This window comes from Streptosporangium nanhuense, from assembly GCF_059358815.1.
This window is the reverse complement of the sequence record NZ_JCADBG010000010.1, coordinates 202,289-219,601: the sequence shown is the minus strand read 5'-3', so window position 1 is coordinate 219,601 and position 17,313 is coordinate 202,289. Positions and strand designations below refer to the sequence as shown.

Annotated in this window: 8 protein-coding genes; 5 read left to right on the top strand and 3 right to left on the bottom strand. The window is 75.1% G+C overall.

What is annotated here, in order from left to right; all coding sequences use genetic code 11:
* Position 1: 1 nt before the first annotated feature.
* From AC5L38_RS20885 to AC5L38_RS20875, 3 genes are read right to left on the bottom strand one after another with little or no spacing between them, the layout of a single operon-like run.
* On the bottom strand, positions 2–658 hold the full coding sequence (locus AC5L38_RS20885; RefSeq protein ID WP_495244483.1) for an LOG family protein: 657 nt from the start codon (positions 656–658) through the stop codon (positions 2–4).
* Positions 659–668: 10 nt separating this feature from the next.
* Positions 669–2,009: a crotonyl-CoA carboxylase/reductase gene (gene ccrA / locus AC5L38_RS20880; RefSeq protein ID WP_495244482.1), complete on the bottom strand. Its 1,341-nt coding sequence runs from the start codon at positions 2,007–2,009 to the stop codon at positions 669–671.
* Entirely contained in the window at positions 2,006–3,508 is a 1,503-nt protein-coding gene (locus tag AC5L38_RS20875) for an amino acid adenylation domain-containing protein (RefSeq protein WP_495244481.1), read from the bottom strand. The genes ccrA and AC5L38_RS20875 overlap by 4 nt, the downstream gene beginning before the upstream one ends.
* Positions 3,509–3,651: 143 nt before the next feature.
* Between AC5L38_RS20875 and AC5L38_RS20870 the strand changes: the two genes are divergently transcribed.
* From AC5L38_RS20870 to AC5L38_RS20850, 5 genes are read left to right on the top strand one after another with little or no spacing between them, the layout of a single operon-like run.
* A complete protein-coding gene (locus AC5L38_RS20870; RefSeq protein WP_495244480.1) occupies positions 3,652–7,899 on the top strand; it encodes an SDR family NAD(P)-dependent oxidoreductase in 4,248 nt (1,415 codons plus the stop codon).
* A complete protein-coding gene (locus tag AC5L38_RS20865) occupies positions 7,896–9,602 on the top strand; it encodes a fatty acyl-AMP ligase (RefSeq protein ID WP_495244479.1) in 1,707 nt (568 codons plus the stop codon). Before AC5L38_RS20870 ends, AC5L38_RS20865 begins: the two co-directional genes overlap by 4 nt.
* Positions 9,599–12,556 carry a type I polyketide synthase gene (locus AC5L38_RS20860; protein WP_495244478.1) on the top strand — a complete coding sequence of 986 codons (2,958 nt, stop codon included), beginning with the start codon at positions 9,599–9,601 and terminating at the stop codon, positions 12,554–12,556. The genes AC5L38_RS20865 and AC5L38_RS20860 overlap by 4 nt, the downstream gene beginning before the upstream one ends.
* The gene (locus tag AC5L38_RS20855) at positions 12,553–14,163 is read left to right on the top strand and encodes an amino acid adenylation domain-containing protein (RefSeq protein WP_495244477.1); all 1,611 of its coding nucleotides are present in this window, start codon (positions 12,553–12,555) and stop codon (positions 14,161–14,163) included. Before AC5L38_RS20860 ends, AC5L38_RS20855 begins: the two co-directional genes overlap by 4 nt.
* Positions 14,164–14,171: 8 nt before the next feature.
* A complete protein-coding gene (locus AC5L38_RS20850) occupies positions 14,172–17,312 on the top strand; it encodes an amino acid adenylation domain-containing protein (protein ID WP_495244476.1) in 3,141 nt (1,046 codons plus the stop codon).
* Position 17,313 lies beyond the last annotated feature (1 nt).

Genomic DNA, 17,313 nt, shown 5'->3' with positions numbered 1-17,313 from the left:
GTCAGGCGGTAAGGGGCCGGGCCGAGGGAGCGGCCAGCCGCTCGACGAGGGAGAGGGCCGCCTCGGGGGAGGGGACGGAGTGGAACACCGGCTGCGCCGACGAACCGGCCGAGGCGACCAGCTCGTAGCGCCGCAGCGTCTCGACCAGGCTGACGAAGCCGTCCCAGAAGCCGTCGGTGTTCACCAGGACCAGCGGCTTCGCCGACCTGCCCAGGTAGGTGGCGGAGATCACCTCGAGGATCTCGTCCAGCGTCCCGTAGCCGCCGGGCAGCGCGATGAAGGCGTCCGAGCAGCGCAGCATGTGCTCCTTGCGCCGGTGCAGGGTGTCGGTCAGGTGCGTCTCCTGGATCGGCGCCGCGATCGCCCGCTCCCGCTCGTACAGGAAGCGCGGGATGATCCCCCGGATGGCCGCGCCGCTCTCCGAGGCCGCCCAGGCCACCTCGCCCATCAGGCCGGAGCCGCCGCCGCCGTAGACCAGGTGGTGGCCGCGCTCGCCGATGAGCCTGCCGGTGGTCCTGGCCACGTCGACGATGGTCTGGGAGTTGCTCCGTCCAGCGCCGCAGAAGACGCAGATGTGCAGCGGCCCGCCGCTTCCGCCGCCCGGCGGCGTGCCGGAGTCGCGTGTGCCCGCGCCGGGTTCGAGGATTGTCGAGGTCATGGCTCTCTCCTTAGGAGGACCGGTAGCGCGTGATGGCCGGCAGGTGCCGCTCGCGGAGCTCCTGGTCGCGCACGCCGAGACCCTCGGCGGGGGCGAGGCAGAGAACGCCGATCTTGCCCTGGTGCACGTTGCGCCGGACGTCGTGCACGGCCTCGGCGCTCTGCTCCAGGGAGTAGGTGCGTGACAGGGTGGGGTGGACGCGCCCCTGGGCGACCAGCCGGTTGGCCTGCCAGGCCTCGTGGTAGTTGGCGAAGTGCGTGCCGACGACGCGCTTGAGGCTCATCCACAGGTACCGGTTGTCGAAGGAGTGCATGAACCCGGTGGTGGAGGCGCAGGTCACGATCGTCCCGCCGCGGCGGCAGACGTAGACGCTCGCGCCGAAGGTGTCCCTGCCGGGATGCTCGAACACGATGTCGGGGTCGTCGCCGCCGGTCAGCTCGCGGATGTGCTTGCCGAAGCGCCGCCACTCGGCGACGTCGGGGGTGTGCTCGTCCTGCCAGAAGGAGTACTTCTCCGCGGACCTGTCGATGATCAGGGAGGCGCCCGCCTTCCTGGCCAGCTCCGCCTTCTCGGGGGAGGAGACCACGCAGACCGGGGTGGCGCCGCCGTTGAGGGCGTACTGCGTGGCGTAGGAGCCGAGCCCGCCGGAGGCGCCCCAGATCAGGACGGTGTCGCCCTGCTTCATGGCCGCGCCGTTGCGCGAGACCAGCTGCCGGTAGGCGGTGGAGTTGACCAGCCCGGAGCAGGCCGCCTCCTCCCAGGTCAGGTGGGCGGGCATGGGCATCAGCTGGTTGGCCTTGACCAGCGCGAGCTCCGCCAGGCCGCCGAAGTTGGTCTCGAAGCCCCAGATCCGCTGCTGCGGGTCGAGCATTGTGTCGTCGTGCCCCTCGGGGTCCTCCAGCTCCACCGACAGGCAGTGCGCGACGACCCGGTCGCCGGGCTTCCATTTGGTGACGCCGGGCCCCACCCGCAGCACCACGCCGGAGACGTCGGAGCCGAGCACGTGGTAGGGCAGGTCGTGGCGGCGGGCCAGCTCGCTGCGGCGGCCGTAGCGGCACAGGAACCCGAAGGTGGCCACCGGCTCGAAGATCGCCGACCAGACGGTGTTGTAGTTGACCGAGCTGGCCATCACCGCGAGCAGCGCCTCGCCCGGCCCCACCTCCGGGGTGGCGACCTCCTCGACGTGCAGGGACTTGCGCGGGTCCTTGTCCTCGCCGCGCATCCCGGCGAACATGTCGACCTCGTCGGCGTGCACGGTGACGCCCCAGTAGGACTCCGGCACGGGCAGGGCCGCGAAGTGGCCGGGGTCGCTCTCGCCGGACAGGACGGCGTCTCTGATCGCGTCGGTCATCGCGTTGCCTCCAGGGCGAGTCGGTCGAGCTTGCCGTTGGGGTTCAGGGGCAGGACGGGGACGGTGCGGAATTGCGCCGGGATCATGTGCGCGGGCAGCCGCTCCCCGCACAGGGCGCGCAGCTCGCGGGGGGAGACCGGCTCGCCGACCAGGTAGGCCACGATCAGTGGCTCGCCGCCCGGCGGGGTCCGCACGATCACGGCCGCGTCGCTCACGCCGGGGGTGTGCCGCAGCACGGCCTCGATCTCGCCCAGCTCGACGCGGAACCCGCGGATCTTGACCTGGGAGTCGATGCGGCCCAGGTACTCGAACGCCCCGCACTCCAGCTGCCGTACCAGGTCGCCGGTGCGGTACCAGCGCCGCTCCCCGTCGCCCAGGTCGGCCAGCGGGAACCGCTCGGCGTTGAGCTCGGGGCGCCCGACGTAGCCGGCCGCCAGCGCGGTGCCGCCCACCCACAGCTCGCCCTCGGCGCCGGTCGGCACCGCGCTGCCGTCCGCGCCGACGACGGCGGTGCGGACGTGGCGCAGCGCCCGGCCGATGTTCGTGGGCCCGGAGGTGTCCTCCACCGTCGCGCGGTCCACGACCGTGCAGGTGGAGAAGACGGTCGTCTCGGTGGGGCCGTAGATGTTGACGATCTCCTCGCGCCCGCCGGTGAGGTCCATCCAGGCGCGGATGGTGTCGCGGTCGATGGCCTCGCCGCCGAAGATCAGGTAGCGCAGCGCGAGCGGGCGGGGGCTCTGCTCCATCGCCCAGGCCAGGTACTTGAACATGCTGGGCACCTGGCAGAGCACGGTCACCCGTTCGGCGTCCAAGGTCTCCAGCAGCAGCCGGGGGTCGCGTCCGGCCGAGACCGGGATGGCCACCACGCGCCCGCCGTGCAGCAGCGCCCCCCACATCTCCCAGACGGAGAAGTCGAAGCAGTGGCTGTGGAACCAGCTCCACACGTCCTCCCCGCTGAAGGAGAACCGCTCGCGGGCGGAGCGGAACAGCTCCAGCACCGCCCCCTCGGGGGTGGCGACGCCCTTGGGCGTCCCGGTGGATCCGGAGGTGTAGATGATGTGGGTGGGGATCTCCGGGGAGCGCCGGACCGGCGGCAGGACCTCCCCGCCCGTGGTCGCGCCGGTCACCTCGATCCTCGGCACCCCGGCGAAGGGCCAGGGCCCGTCCGGGTCGGCGCAGATCGCGCGCAGCCCGCTGTCGCCGGCCATGAACCGCACCCGCTCGGCGGGGTAGTCGGGGTCGAGGGGGACGTACGTGCAGCCGTGGCCGATCACCGCCACGACGGCGGCGACGACCCGCCAGGAGCGCCGCATGAAGACGCCGACCCGGTCGCCGGGGACCAGGCCCAGCTCGCCGAGCGAGCGGCGGATCCCGCAGGCGGCGTCCGCCAGCTCGGCGTAGCTCACGGATCGGTGTTCGTCGGTGACGGCGAGCGCGTCGGGCCGCCGCAGCACGTGCTCGTAGAAGGCCGAGGCCAGGGAGCCGAATTCTTCGTCCACAGGTCAGGACGATCTCCAATGGCACGACATATGGGTATTCGTCGGCGGGCTAGGCTTCCCCCGGCGACCCGGCCTGGCGGCTAGGTACGGTCCGCGCCCTGCGGCGGAAGACGCCGGGGCCGCGCCTGGCGATGCTTCTCGGCATGAACGGTGTCGTTTTCGTCTTTCCCGGCCAGGGTGCCCAGTGGCGCGGCATGGGAAGTGCCCTGCTGGAGCAGGAACCGGTCTTCGCCGCGGCGATCCGGGAGTGCGAGCTCGCGCTCGAACCGTATCTGGACCGCTCCGTCACCGACGTGCTCGCGGGCAGGGCCGACGCCGACAGGATCGACGTCGTCCAGCCCGCCCTCTTCGCCCTGCAGGTCGGGCTCGCCCGCCTGTGGGAGGCCAGCGGCGTCGTGCCCGCCGCCGTGGTCGGGCACAGCCTGGGCGAGGTCGCCGCCGCGTACGTCGCGGGCGCCGTGACTCTCGAAGAGGCCGCCAGGATCGTCGGCGTCCGCAGCCGCCTCTACCGCAGGCTCAGCGGGACGGGCGCGATGGCGCTGCTCGGCCTCGGCTGGGAGGAGGCCGCCGCCGTCGTCGCCGAGCAGGACGACCGGCGCGGCGACCGGCATGGCGGCCGCATCTGCCTGGCCGCGTCCAACGCGCCCGGCTCGACCGTGGTGGCCGGCGACCACGACGCGGTCCACGCGCTCGTCGAGCAGCTGCGCTGGGAGGACGTCTTCTGCCGCCTGGTCGGCGCCGACGTCGCCGGCCACAGCCACCACGTCGACCCGCTCCTGCCCGAGCTGCGCGAGGAGCTGGCCGCCCTCGCGCCCGTGCCCGCCACGACCCCCCTCTGGTCGACCGTGACCGGCCGCCCCGGCGCCACGCCCGACGCCGCCTACTGGTGCCGCAACCTGCGCGAGCCCGTGCTGTTCTGGCCGGTGATCCGGCAGCTGCTGGCCGCAGGACACGACACGTTCGTCGAGCTCAGCCCGCACCCCACCCTGCTGTCCGGGCTGCGCGACGTCGACGCCCTGCTGCTGCCGTCCGTGCACAAGGAGGACGCCGCCGCCTTCGCCGGCTCCCTGGCCCGGCTGCGCGAGGTGGAGCTGACCGCCGACGGCCCGCTGGGCGACCACCGGGTCGAGGGCCGTCCGGTCTTCCCCGGCGCCGGGTACGTGGCCGCCGCCCTGGAGCACTCGGACGCGCTGGCCGGGGTGGAGTTCCGCGTCCCGCTGGTGCTGGACGCCCCGCGCCGCCTGGGCGCCCGCCTCGACGGCGACGCGATCGACCTCGTCGCCGACGGCCGCGCGCACGCCTCGGCCCGCCGTACGACGCCGGAGCCCGCCGCCCGCCTGGACCTTCCGGCGATCGCGTCGCGCTGCGCGGCGCGGGCCGGCGAGGAGGAGCTCTACGCGGGCTTCACCGCCAGGGGCATGCAGTACGGGCCCGCCTTCCGGCGGGTGGAGGAGGTCCTCGCCGCCCCCGGCGAGTCCCTCGCCCGCCTGCGCCGCGCTGCCGGGTCCGGACCGTACCGCCTGGACGTGGCCCTGATCGACGCCTGCCTGCAGGCGGCGGCGCCCGCCCTCGGCGACGGGGACGACCTGCTGCTGCCCCGCGCGGTGGACCGGGTGTCGGTGCTGGGCGAGCTCGGCGCGGCCCGCTGGGCGTACGCCCGGGTCGCCGAAGCGGACACGGGCGGCGCGGACACGGGCGGCGCGGACACGCTGCTCGACGTGGACGCCTGCGACGAGGACGGCCGGGTCGTCCTGGCGCTGCGCGGGGTGCGGCTGCGGGCGATCGAGCGCGAGGCCGGCGCCGGAGGCTGGATCCACACCACCCGCTGGGTGCCGGTGGAGCCCGGCGACGGCGAGCCGTTCGAGGGCGTGGTCCACCGGGTCGAGCCCGGACGGCCCGCCGAGGAGTCGCTGCGGTCGCTGCTGGAGCTGGTCCAGGAGCTGGCCGCCGCGCCGGAGCCGGAGCGGCTGTGGGTGGTGACCGGGAACGCCCAGCCGGTGGAGCCCGGCGACCCGGTCGACCCCGACGCCGCCGCCGTGTGGGGGATGGCCCGCACGGTCAGGTACGAGCACCCCGAGCTGCGCTGCGCCCTGATCGACCTGGACGCCGGGCACGACCCGTCCACCTGGACCCCTTCTGGGGACGGGCCGTCCACCTGGAACCTGGGGAGTGAGAACGAGGTCGCCCTGCGGGGCGGCCGGGCCTTCGCGCCGCGCCTCACCCCGCGACCGGCCGGGCCGCGCGGCCCGCACCGGCTCGTCCAGCGCGCCCAGCAGGACCTCGCCACGTTGACCCTGGTCGAGGAGGACCTTCCCCGCGAGCCGGAGGCGGGGAAGGTGCGGATCCGGGTGCACGCCGCCGGGCTCAACTTCAACGACGTGCTGCGCGGGATCGGCATGCTGGGCGAGCAGCCCGAACCGCTCGGCTACGGCCTGGAGTGCGCGGGCGAGGTGACCGCCGTCGGCGACGGCGTCACCGGCCTGGCCCCGGGCGACCGGGTGGCGACCCTGGTCGCCGAGATCGGCGCGATGGCCTCGCACGTCACCGTGGACGCCCGCCTCGCCGTGCCCCTCCCCGACGGCCTCGGCTACACCGAGGCGGCGACGCTGCCCGCGGCGTACGTCACCGTCGTCTACGGCATGGAGCGACTGGCCCGCCTGGAGGCCGGGGACCGGGTGCTGGTCCACGCCGCGGCCGGCGGCGTCGGGCAGGCGGCGGTGCGGCTGGCCCGGCGCGCGGGCGCGGAGGTCATCGCCACCGCGGGCTCGCCCGGCAAGCGGGCCTGGCTGCGGGAACAGGGCGTCGAGCACGTCTTCGACTCGCGCTCCCTGGACTTCGCCGACCGCGTCATGGAGGTCACCGGCGGCGCCGGGGTCGACATGGTGGTCAACTGCCTGGCCGGGGAGGCCGTCGACGAGGGCCTGCGCGTCCTGGCGCCCTTCGGCCGGTTCGTGGAGCTCGGCAAGCGCGACATCGCGGAGAACAGGGCGCTGCCGCTCGCGCCGTTCGCCAAGAGCCTGTCCTTCCACGCGGTGGAGGCGTTCTCGCTGGCCGGGCGGCGCCCGGAACTGGCCGGGGCGATGCTGCGCGAGGTGATGGACGCGGTCGCGGACGGCACGCTCGGCCCGCTGCCGGTGACGGCCTTCCCCGCCGCCGAGGCGGAGACGGCCTTCCGGCACATGGCGTCGGCCCGCCACATCGGCAAGGTGGTCCTCACCTTCGACCGGCCCCGGCTGCGCGCCGACGGCACCTACCTGGTCACCGGCGGCCTGAGCGGTCTCGGCCTGGCCGCGGCCGAGGGCCTCGTACGGCAGGGCGCCCGCCACCTCGCCCTGATGGGCAGGCGCGAGCCGGGCCCGCACGCGCTGGAGCGGATCGCCGCGCTGCGCGAGGAGGGCGTGCGGGTCACGGTGCTCGCCGCCGACGTCGCCGACGCGGCCGCGCTGGAGAGCGCGCTGGAGGGCCTGCGCGCCCAGGGGCCGCCCCTGCGCGGCGTCCTGCACGCCGCCGGGGTGCTGCGCGACCGCACGATCGCCGCCACGGACTTCGACGAGGTACGCGAGGTGTTGCGCCCCAAGGTGGACGGCACCCGCAACCTGCACCGGCTCACCTGCGGCGACCCGCTGGAGCTGTTCGTGCTGTTCTCCTCGGCGGCCGGGCTCCTCGGCTCCGGCGGCCAGGCCGGCTACGCGGCGGCCAACGCCTACCTGGACGGCTTCGCGCACTGGCGCAGGGGGCAGGGCCTGCCCGCCACCAGCGTCGACTGGGGCGTCTGGTCGGAGATCGGGCTCGCCGCCCGGCCCGACAGGGCGGGCCGGCTCGCCGACAGGGGCATGGGCTCCATCGACCCCGCCTCGGGGCTGCGGATCCTGGCCGGCCTGCTGGCGGAGTCGCCGGCCCAGGTCGCGGTCGTCCCCCTGGACGCGCCCGCCTGGTTCGCGCACAACCCCGGGCAGGAACGCTGGTCGATCTTCGCCGGGCTGGCGGGCGGCCACGCCGCGACCGGCCCGCTGGACATCACGACCCCCGAGGAACTGGAGAGGGCGCTCACCGAGTGGGTGGCGGGCGTGCTGCGCACCTCCCCGGCCGCGATCGACCGGGAGGTGTCGCTCACCCGCCTCGGCCTGGACTCCCTGATGGCCGTCGAGCTGCGCAACCTCCTGGAGGCCCGGCTCGGGGTGCGGCTGCCGACCCCGGCGTTCCTCGACGGCCCCACCGTCGCCGAGCTGGCCGGACGGGTGAGCGCCCATCTGGGGGAGCGGCCGGCCGGGGGAGACCCCGTGGCGGACGCCCGCGACCCGATGGCCGCGCGGCTGGACGCCCTGTCCGACGCCCAGGTGGACGCCCTGCTGGACGAGCTTCTCAACGACCACATCGGAGGAATGGCATGACATCTCATGATTCGGTGCTGGCGTCCCTGCTGGCCACCGCCGACGAGCACGGCGAGCGTCCGGCCCTGACCTTCCTGGGCAGGGGCGAGAGCACCGCGTGGACCTTCGCCCAGCTGGCCCTGCGCGCCCGGCAGGTCGCCACCCGCCTCACCGAGGCCGGCGCGTGCGGCGAGCGCGTGCTCCTCGCCTGCCCCTCCTCCGCCGAGTACGCGCCCGTCTTCTACGGCTGCATGCTCGCCGGGGCGGTGCCCGTCCCCGTCTACATGCCCTCCCTCGCGCACTTCAGGTCGGCCTGGTCGAAGATCGCCTCCATCGCCCGCGACTCGGGCGCCGCCTACGCGATCGCCCCCGAGCCGCTCCCCGACGCCGGCGCGCCGGCGGCGCTGGAGGCACTGCCCGGGTTCCGCGGCTGGCTGCACTTCGCCGACCTGCTCCACGGCGACGCCGCCGACCACTGGTCGCTGCCCGTCCCCGGGGACCTGGCGTTCCTGCAGTACACCTCGGGCTCCACCGGCAACCCCAAGGGCGTCATGGTGACCCACGGCGGCCTGGTCCACAACGCCCGCGCGGTGGCCTCGGCCGTCGGGGCCGGCCACGAGAGCACCACGGTCTCCTGGCTGCCGCTCTACCACGACATGGGGATCATCGGCTCGCTGCTGTCGCCGCTGCTGTGGGGCGCCCACGTGGTGAAGATGTCCCCGCAGGCGTTCGCCGCGCAGCCGGTCAGCTGGCTGCGGGCCATCTCCGACCACGGCGGGCAGCTGTCCTACGCGCCCAACTTCGCCTACGAGCTGTGCGTCAGGAAGGCCACCGACGCCGACGTCGCCTCCCTGGACCTGAGCAGCTGGCGGGTGGCCGTCAACGGCGCCGAACCGCTCCGGCAGGCCACCGTGCGCCGCTTCGCCGAACGGTTCGCGCCCGCCGGGTTCGACCCCGCGGCCCTGCGCGTCGCGTACGGCATGGCCGAGAGCACCCTGGTGATCTCCACCTCGCGGCTGGAGGCCGACGACCCCGGCGTCCGGGTGGGGGAGCGCGCCTACGTCCGCTGCGGAGCCCCGGTGGAGGACATGGTCTTCGAGATCGCCGACCCCGCCACCGGGCTGCCGTGCGCGCCCGGCGAGGTGGGGGAGGTGTGGGTCTCCGGGCCCTCGGTGGCGGACGGCTACTGGCGACGCCCCGAGACCACCGCCGAGACCTTCCACGCCCGCCTGCCGGGACGGCCGGAGAACTTCCTGCGCACGGGGGACCTCGGCGTGATGGAGGACGGCGACGTGGTGATCGTCGGGCGTCACAAGGACCTGATCGTCATCAACGGGGTCAACCACTATCCCCAGGACGTCGAGTACACCGTCGAGCGGGTCAGCCCCGCCGTGCGCGGCGGCTGCGGCGCCGCGTTCGCCACCGAGCCCACCGGCGACGTGCCGCAGGCCGAGGCCGCGGTGGTCGTCGCCGAGGTCACGGCCAAGAACGCCGGGAACCTCGACGAGCTGATCACCGAGATCCGCCTCGCGGTGGCCAGGGAGCACGACGTGATGCTCGACGGGGTGTTCCTGGTCGAGCCGCGCAGCGTCCCCAAGACCACCAGCGGCAAGATCCGGCGCCGCGAGTGCCGCGCGATGCTGCTGGACGGCGCGTTCCCCGTGCTGGCCGGATGGACCTCGCCCGCGCTCGCGGGCACCGGCCCGGTGGCGGCCCTGCGATGAACGTCCAGGACCTGCTGCTCTCCCTGGTCGCCGAGCGCACCGGCGCGGCCGACATGGACGCCGACCGGCTGTTCATCGACTACGGCATCGGCTCGGCCGACGCGGTCGCGCTCGCGGCCGAGCTGGAGGCCCGGCTGGGCGTCGCGCTGCCCACCACCGTCTTCTACGACCACCCCACCCCCCGCATGCTGGCGGCGTACCTGACCACCTCGGCGCCGTCGCCGGCGCGCCCGCCCAAGAGAGAGGCCGCCGGCCACTCCCTCGAACCGGTGGCGATCGTCGGCATCGGCTGCCGCCTCCCGGGCGCCGAGGGCCCCGGTGACCTCTGGCGGCTGCTCGCGGACGGCGTCGACGCGGTCGGCGCGGTACCGGGGGAGCGGGCCGCGCGGCACCCGGGCTGGCACGAGCCGGGCGTGGGCGAGGGCGGGTTCCTGCCGGACGTGGAGGCCTTCGACCCGGCGTTCTTCGCGGTCAACGCCCGCGAGGCCGAGGCGATGGACCCCCAGCAGCGGATGCTGCTGGAGGTCGCGCACGAGTCCCTGCAGGACGCCGGGCTGCGCCTGTCCGGGATGGGCGGGAGCCGGACCGGCGTGTTCGCCGGGATCAGCAGCGGGGACTTCCTGGTCAGCAGCTTCTCCGGGGCTGCCGAGCCCGGCCTCTACACCCCGACCGGGGTGGCGCACAGCGTGGCCGCCAACCGCGTCTCCTACGTCTTCGACCTGCACGGCCCCTCCATGGCGATCGACACCGCCTGCTCGTCGTCGCTGGTCGCCGTCCACCAGGCGGTGACGGCGCTGCAGACGGGCCAGTGCGACACCGCCCTCGCCGGAGGGGTCAACGCGATCCTCTCTCCCGACATCGGCCTGTGCTTCCGTACGGCCGGGGTGCTCGCCCCCGACGGCCGCTGCAAGTCGTTCGGAGCCGGAGCCGACGGCATGGGCCGCTCCGAGGGCGCCGTCGTGGTGACGCTTCGGCGCCTGGGCGACGCGCTCGCCGCCGGGGACCGGATCTACGCCCTCATCCGCGGCGGCGCGGTCAACAGCGACGGCCGCACCAACGGGCTGATGTCACCGAGCGCCCCCGCGCAGGTACGGCTGCTGCGCGCGGCGTGCCAGGCGGCCGGGGTCGACCCGGGCGACGTCGGCTACGTCGAGGCGCACGGCTCGGGCACACAGCTGGGCGACCTGATGGAGCTGCGCGCCCTGTCGGAGGTGATGGGCACCGCCGGGCGCCCCGCCCCGCTGCGGATCGGCTCGGTCAAGAGCAACGTGGGCCACCTGGAGGCCGCCGCGGGCGCGGCGGGCCTGGCCAAGCTGGCCCTGTCGCTCTTCCACGGCACCCTCCCGGCCAGCCTGCACGCCGGGCGGCCCGCCGAGGACTTCGACTGGCCCGCCGGCGGCGTGCGCGTGCAGGACCGCCTCGAACCGTGGGACGGACGCCTGGCGGGGGTCAGCTCCTTCGGCTTCGGCGGCACCAACGCCCACCTGATCCTGGAGACACCCCCGCCGCCGGCCTTGTCCCCCTCCCCGGCCCCGGCGGTGACGGGACGGGCGGGCGAGGTCCGGGAAGAGGCGTCCCCGCGAGCCCAGGTCCGCCCCCGGCGGCAGGTCTGGGAGGACTGCGAGGGACTGCCGCCCGACGAGATGTGGTCGTACCCGAACAGGTCCGCGGAGCCCGCGACCCTCACCGGGGAGACGGCTTCCACGGCCTCATCGGGCAGGCGCCACTACCTGCCGCTGTCGGCGCACACCCACGCCGGGCTGCGGGAGCTGGTCGTGCGGTGGCGGGCCGCGCTGCGGGATCCGGGACTGGACCTGGCGGCGGCCTGCCACACGGCGGGGGACCGGCGCGACCACCACGCCCACCGGGCCGGGGTGACCGGCGCCGACGCCGCCGAGCTGGACCGCGAGCTCGACAGGGCGCTGACCGACCTGGCCGCCGCGACCCCCGGCGGTACCGCCCCGGGCGGCCTGGCCTTCGTCTTCGCCGACGAGCCGCACACCGGGGTGCCCGGTGGGTCCGCGGGGCCGGCCGAGGAGGGCGCGTGGGCCGAGCGCGGCGGGTTCGCCGGGTTCGCCGGGTTCGCCGGGTTCACTGTCTCCGCCGGGCTCACGGGGCTCGCCGAGGAACTGCGCCGGGCGGGCATCCGTCCCGACCTGGTGATCGGCCACGGCGCGGGGGAGGTCGCCGCCGCCCGCCACTCCGGCGTGCTGGCGCCCGCCGACGCCGACGCCGTGGCCCGGCACCGCGCCCGGCTGCTGGCCGGGGCGCCTCCCGTACACGCCCTGCGGGTCCGGCTGGCGCGCAGGCTGGCGGAGGCCCTGTGCGCCCGCGTCGGTCCCGCGCTCACGGTGGCCGCCGTGGAGGACCCGCAGACCTGCGTCATCGTCGGCCCCAGGGCCGCGCTGGCCGGCCTGGCCGCCACCCTCACCGCCGGGGACGTGCTCTGCGGAGACCTCGGACCCGCCACCGCCGACCACAGCGGGCTGGCCGGGCCGCTCGCCGCCGAGCTGGAAGAGGCCCTGAAGGGGCTGCCCACCAACGTCGGGGAGACGGCGTCGCTGTCGACGCTCACCGGCGAGCCGGTCGACGGCCGCGCGCAGGGCGCCGGATACTGGGCGCGCCACCTGGCCGGGCCGAGCCTGCTCGGCGACGCGCTCACCGGCGCGCTGGACCGGGGGGTACGCACCTTCGTGGAGATCGGCGCCGTGGGACTCGGCCCCCGGCTGCGCGGCGTCGCGGGCGGCAGGCGGGCCCGCGTGGTGCGCTGCGCCACCGCGGGCGACCTGCCCGGCGTGCTGATCCGGCTGTACGAGCTCGGCCACGACCCCGACTGGGCCGCGCTCAACCCGCCGGGGGCGGTGACGTCCATCCCGCTGCTCCCCTGGTCCCGCGACTGGTCCGCCCCCCTCCCCCCGGCCGTGACCGCCGTTCCCCAGGAGATGACCGCATGAGCACCGTCGCGCGTGAGACGCCCCGGACGGGGGACGGCCTGAACCCCCTTCCGCACGAGATGCCCCGGCCGGAAGACGCCCGGCCGGAGGACGGCGTGAGCACCGTGCTGCACGAGGTGGCCCGCCAGGTCGAGCGCACGCCCGGCGCGCTCGCGGTGCTCGACCCGGGCTCCGAGATCACCTACGGGCGCCTGGCCGCCCGCGCCGGCGCGGTGGCCCGCGCCCTGCGGGACCGGGGCGTGCGCCCGGGGGACGTGGTCGGCGTCGCGCTGCCCCGGTCCGCCGACTACGTGGCCGCGATCCTGGGCCTGTGGCAGACCGGCGCGGTCTTCCTGCCGCTGGACCAGGCCCTGCCGCCCGAGCGGCTCCGCTTCCAGCAGGAGCAGGCGGGCATGAGCCTGCTCCTCGACCGCCTGCCCCCCGAGGAGGACACGCGGGAGGCGCGAACGGGTGACGAGGCGCTCGCCGTGGTGCCCGCCGACGGGCCCGAGCCGCGAGAGGGCGCGTACCTGCTGCCGGTCGGTGATGTCAGGCCGGAGCGGTGCGCGTACGTGATGTTCACCTCCGGCTCCACCGGCCGCCCGAAGGCGGTGCGGGTCTCGCACGCCTCGCTGCACAACTGCGTGCGGGCCGTCGCGGAGCTGCTCGCCCCCGGCCCCGCCGACCGGTACGCCGCCAACCAGACCTTCTCCTTCGACATCTCGCTGCTGGAGATGTTCGTCCCGCTCAGCCACGGCGGCGCGACCCTGGTGACCTCCGAGGCGCTGCAGGCCGACCCCGGGCGGCTGGTGGGCTGGCTGGAGCGGCACGACGTCACCGTCGTCCACGCCACCCCCACCGCCTGGCACGCGCTGCTGCCGCACCTGACGCCGGGACGCGAGGCGCTGCAGGCCGTCTGCGGCGGCGAGGTGCTGACCGCGCGGCTCGCCGCCGAGCTGGCCCGGCACGCCGGGCGCGTCTGGAACTTCTACGGCCCCACCGAGGTCACCGTGTGGTGCACCGCCGGGCTCGTGGACGCCGCGGAGCCCGACCCGCTGCCCGTGGGCAGGCCGCTGGCCGGCTACCGCGTCGTCGTGCTCGGCGACGACGGCGAGCGGGTGCCGGACGGCGAGCAGGGCGAGATCCACGTCGGCGGGCGCGGCGTGGCCCTCGGCTACGGCGGCGCCCCCGAGCTCACCGCCGAGCGGTTCGTCGAGCACCCCGAGCACGGCAGGCTCTACCGGACCGGCGACCTGGGACGGCTGCGCCCCGACGGGCAGCTGCGCTTCGACGGGCGCCGCGACCGCCAGGTGCAGCTGCGCGGCTACCGGATCGAGCTGGGCGAGATCGAGTCCGTGGCGCAGGAGCACCCGCGGGTCGAGCTGGCCGCCGCGCACGTCGTGGACGGAGACCTGCTGCTGTTCGTCCAGGGCGTCCAGGGCGATCAGGGCGTCCAGGGAGATCCGGGCGGCCAGGGAGAGCTCACCCCCCGGGCGCTGCGCAAGCACCTGGCCGCCCACCTGCCCTCGTACATGATCCCCTCCAGGATCGAGACGCGCGGCGCCTTCCCGCTCACCCCCACCAAGAAGATCGACCGCGTCGCGCTGCTGGCGTCGGCGAACCGTTAGGAGTAGTCGTGGCCGGATTGCACGAGCTGGTCGAAGCCCAGGTGGAACGGACCCCGCACGCCGTGGCCGTCATCGACGCCGACGGCAACACCCTCACCTACCGCCAGCTGGAGCGGCGCGCCAACCAGCTGGCCCACCACCTGCGCGACCTGGGAGTGGTCGCCGACACCCCCGTGGCGGTGTGCCTGCACCGGGGACTGGACCTGGTCATCGCGCTGCACGGCATCCTCAAGGCCGGGGGCGCCTACCTGCCGATCGACCCCGACGCGCCGCCCGCGCGGGTGCGGCTGATGCTCGCCGAGGGCGCGGTGCCGGTCTCGGTGGGCGAGCAGGCCCTCGCCCACCTGCTGCCCGGCGACATCACCCGCGTCGTGCTGCTCGACCGCGACAGCGCGCTGATCGACGGCCACCCGGTGACGCCCCACGACGCGGGGGTGCGCCCGGAGCACCTGGTCTCCCTCTACTACACCTCCGGCTCGACGGGCACGCCCAAGGGAGTGGCCAGCACCCACGGGGGCTGGGTCAACCGGATGCGGTGGATGCAGGACGAGCACCGCCTCGAACCCGGCGAGACCGTGCTGCACAAGACGACGCTCAGCTTCGACGACTCGGCCGTGGAGGTGTTCTGGCCGCTGTCGGTCGGCGGCGTGGTGGCGATCCTGCCGCCGGGCGAGCACCGCGACCCGGTCGCGCTGCTGGAGGCCACCCTGCGCTTCGGCGCCGCGGTGGTGCAGTTCGTGCCCAGCATGCTCTCGCTGTTCCTGGAGGCGCACCGCCGCGCCGGGCTGCCGCCGCTGCCGCACCTGCGCCACGTGGTCTCCAGCGGGGAGGCGCTGACCGCGCCCCTGGCCCTCGCCTTCCACGAGCAGATCGGCCTGTACGGGTGCCGCCTGCACAACCAGTGGGGCGCCACCGAGGTGTCGATCGACTCCACCCTGTACACCTACGACCCGCACGACCCGCACGCCGGTCCGGTCGTCTCCATCGGGACGCCCTTCACCGGCAACACCGTGCACGTGCTGGACGAGGCCGGCGAGCCCGTACCCGACGGCGAGGCGGGCGAGCTGTTCATCGGCGGGATCGGCCTGGCGCGCGGCTACCACGGCAGGCCCGCGCTCACCGCGGAGCGCTTCCTGCCCGACCCCTACGGCCCGCCGGGCTCGCGGCTGTACCGCACCGGCGACCTGGGACGGCGCCGCCCCGACGGGGCCCTGGACTTCCTCGGCCGCACCGACCACCAGGTCAAGATCCGCGGGGTCCGGGTCGAGCTGGGCGAGATCGAGGCCACCCTGGACGCCCACCCGGCCGTCCGGCGGTCCGCCGTCACGGTCACCGGGGAGCGGCTGCTCGCCTACGTCGTCGCCTCGGGGACCGACCCCGGCACCGGCTCCGGCCCCGACCCGGCGGAACTTCGCGCCCACCTCGCCGAGCGGCTTCCCCCGTACCTCATCCCCGCGCAGATCGCGGTGATCGGCGAGATGCCGCTCACCACCAGCGGCAAGGTCGACCGGGCCGCGCTGCCGGAGATCGTCGCGCCCGCCGAGCGGTCCGAGGGCAGGCCCCCGGTCACCGCGGTGCAGAAGACGCTCGCCGCGATCTGGGCCGACGTCCTGGACCTGGACCAGGTGTGCCTGGACGACAACTTCTTCGAACTCGGCGGCAACTCGCTGCTCGCCACCCAGGTCATGTTCCGCATCCAGGACGACCTGCGCATCGACTTCCCGCTGTACCTGCTGTTCTCCGCCGAGTCGCTGGAGGAGCTGGCCGAGGAGGTGGCCGAGACCCGCGCCGAGCAGCTCCCGCCGCTGCCGCGCGCCTCACGCGAGGGGCCGCTGCCGCTCTCCTACGGCCAGGAGCGCCTGTGGTTCCTGCACCGGCTGGCGCCCGGCTCGACCGCCTACAACGTGCCGACCGCCTGCCGCCTGCACGGCCGCCTCGACGTGGCGGCGTTCCGCCAGGCGTTCGACGAGCTGGTCGCGCGGCACGAGATCCTGCGCACCCGCTACGTCGAGAGCCCCGACGGGATCCCCGAGGTGCGCGTCGACGCCCGGGGGCCCCGGCTGACGGTGGGCAGCGCGCCCGGCGAGACCCGCATCGCCCGCGAGAGCGCCGCCTCCGACGCCCTTCAGGCCGACTGGGACGAGCCGTTCGACCTCGCCGCCGCCGCGCCGGTGCGGGCCAGGCTGACCAGGCTGGACGACTACGAGCACGTCTTCTCCATGGTCGTCCACCACGTCGGCTACGACGCGGGCTCCGAGCAGGTGTTCTGGCAGGAGCTGGCCACCCTGTACGAGGCCGCGCTGTCCGGCCGGCCCGCGGTGCTCCCCGAGCCGGGCGCCCAGTACATCGACTACGCCGCCTGGCAGCGCGGCCAGGCGGCCGACGGCGAGCAGCTCGGCTACTGGCGAGCCCAGCTGGCCGGGCTCACCCCGGTGGAGCTGCCCATCGACCGGCCGCGGCCGCCCGTGCAGACCTACGCGGGCGCCAGGACCTCCTTCATGATCGAGGAACGGGTCACCGAGGGGCTGCGCGGGCTCAGCCGTGAGGCGGGCACGACGCTCTTCGCCGCCCTGCTCGGCGCGTTCCAGGCCACGCTCTCCCAGGCCTGCGGCGGCGACGTCGCCGTGGGCTCCCCGGTGCCCGGCCGCACCCGCCCGGAGACCGAGCAGATGATCGGTTTCTTCGCCAACACGCTGGTGCTGCGCACCCCCTGCGGCGGCGACCCGACCTTCGCCGAGCTGCTGGAGCGCGTCCGCGAGGTGGTCCACGGCGCCTACGCCCACCAGGACGTGCCGTTCGAGCGGCTGGTCCAGGCACTGCGCCCGCCGCGCCGCCCCGGCCGCACCCCGTTCTTCGACGTCATCTTCAACGGCGTCCCGCTCAGCGCGCTCACCGGCGCCGAGAGCGTGCGCCTGCCCCAGCTGACGGTGACCCCCATCGACCTGGCGACACGTACCACGGTCGCCGACCTCGTCTGCTCGGTCGCGGAGACCCCGGACTCGATCATCGGCGAGGTCGCCTACAACACCGGCCTGTTCGACGGACCCACCGTCGAGGGCCTGGTGGATGCATGGCTGCATCTGCTGGGAGCGGCGGTGCGCGAACCGCACGCGCCGCTCTCGGCACTGTCACCGGTCCCCCATGCGTGAA

Coding starts and splice junctions, on each gene's coding strand:
- AC5L38_RS20860 (WP_495244478.1), top strand. CDS start 9,599: ATGAACGTCCAGGACCTGCTGCTCTCCCTGGTCGCCGAGCGCACCGGC.
- ccrA (WP_495244482.1), bottom strand. CDS start 2,009: ATGACCGACGCGATCAGAGACGCCGTCCTGTCCGGCGAGAGCGACCCC.
- AC5L38_RS20855 (WP_495244477.1), top strand. CDS start 12,553: ATGAGCACCGTCGCGCGTGAGACGCCCCGGACGGGGGACGGCCTGAAC.
- AC5L38_RS20870 (WP_495244480.1), top strand. CDS start 3,652: ATGAACGGTGTCGTTTTCGTCTTTCCCGGCCAGGGTGCCCAGTGGCGC.
- AC5L38_RS20865 (WP_495244479.1), top strand. CDS start 7,896: ATGACATCTCATGATTCGGTGCTGGCGTCCCTGCTGGCCACCGCCGAC.
- AC5L38_RS20885 (WP_495244483.1), bottom strand. CDS start 658: ATGACCTCGACAATCCTCGAACCCGGCGCGGGCACACGCGACTCCGGC.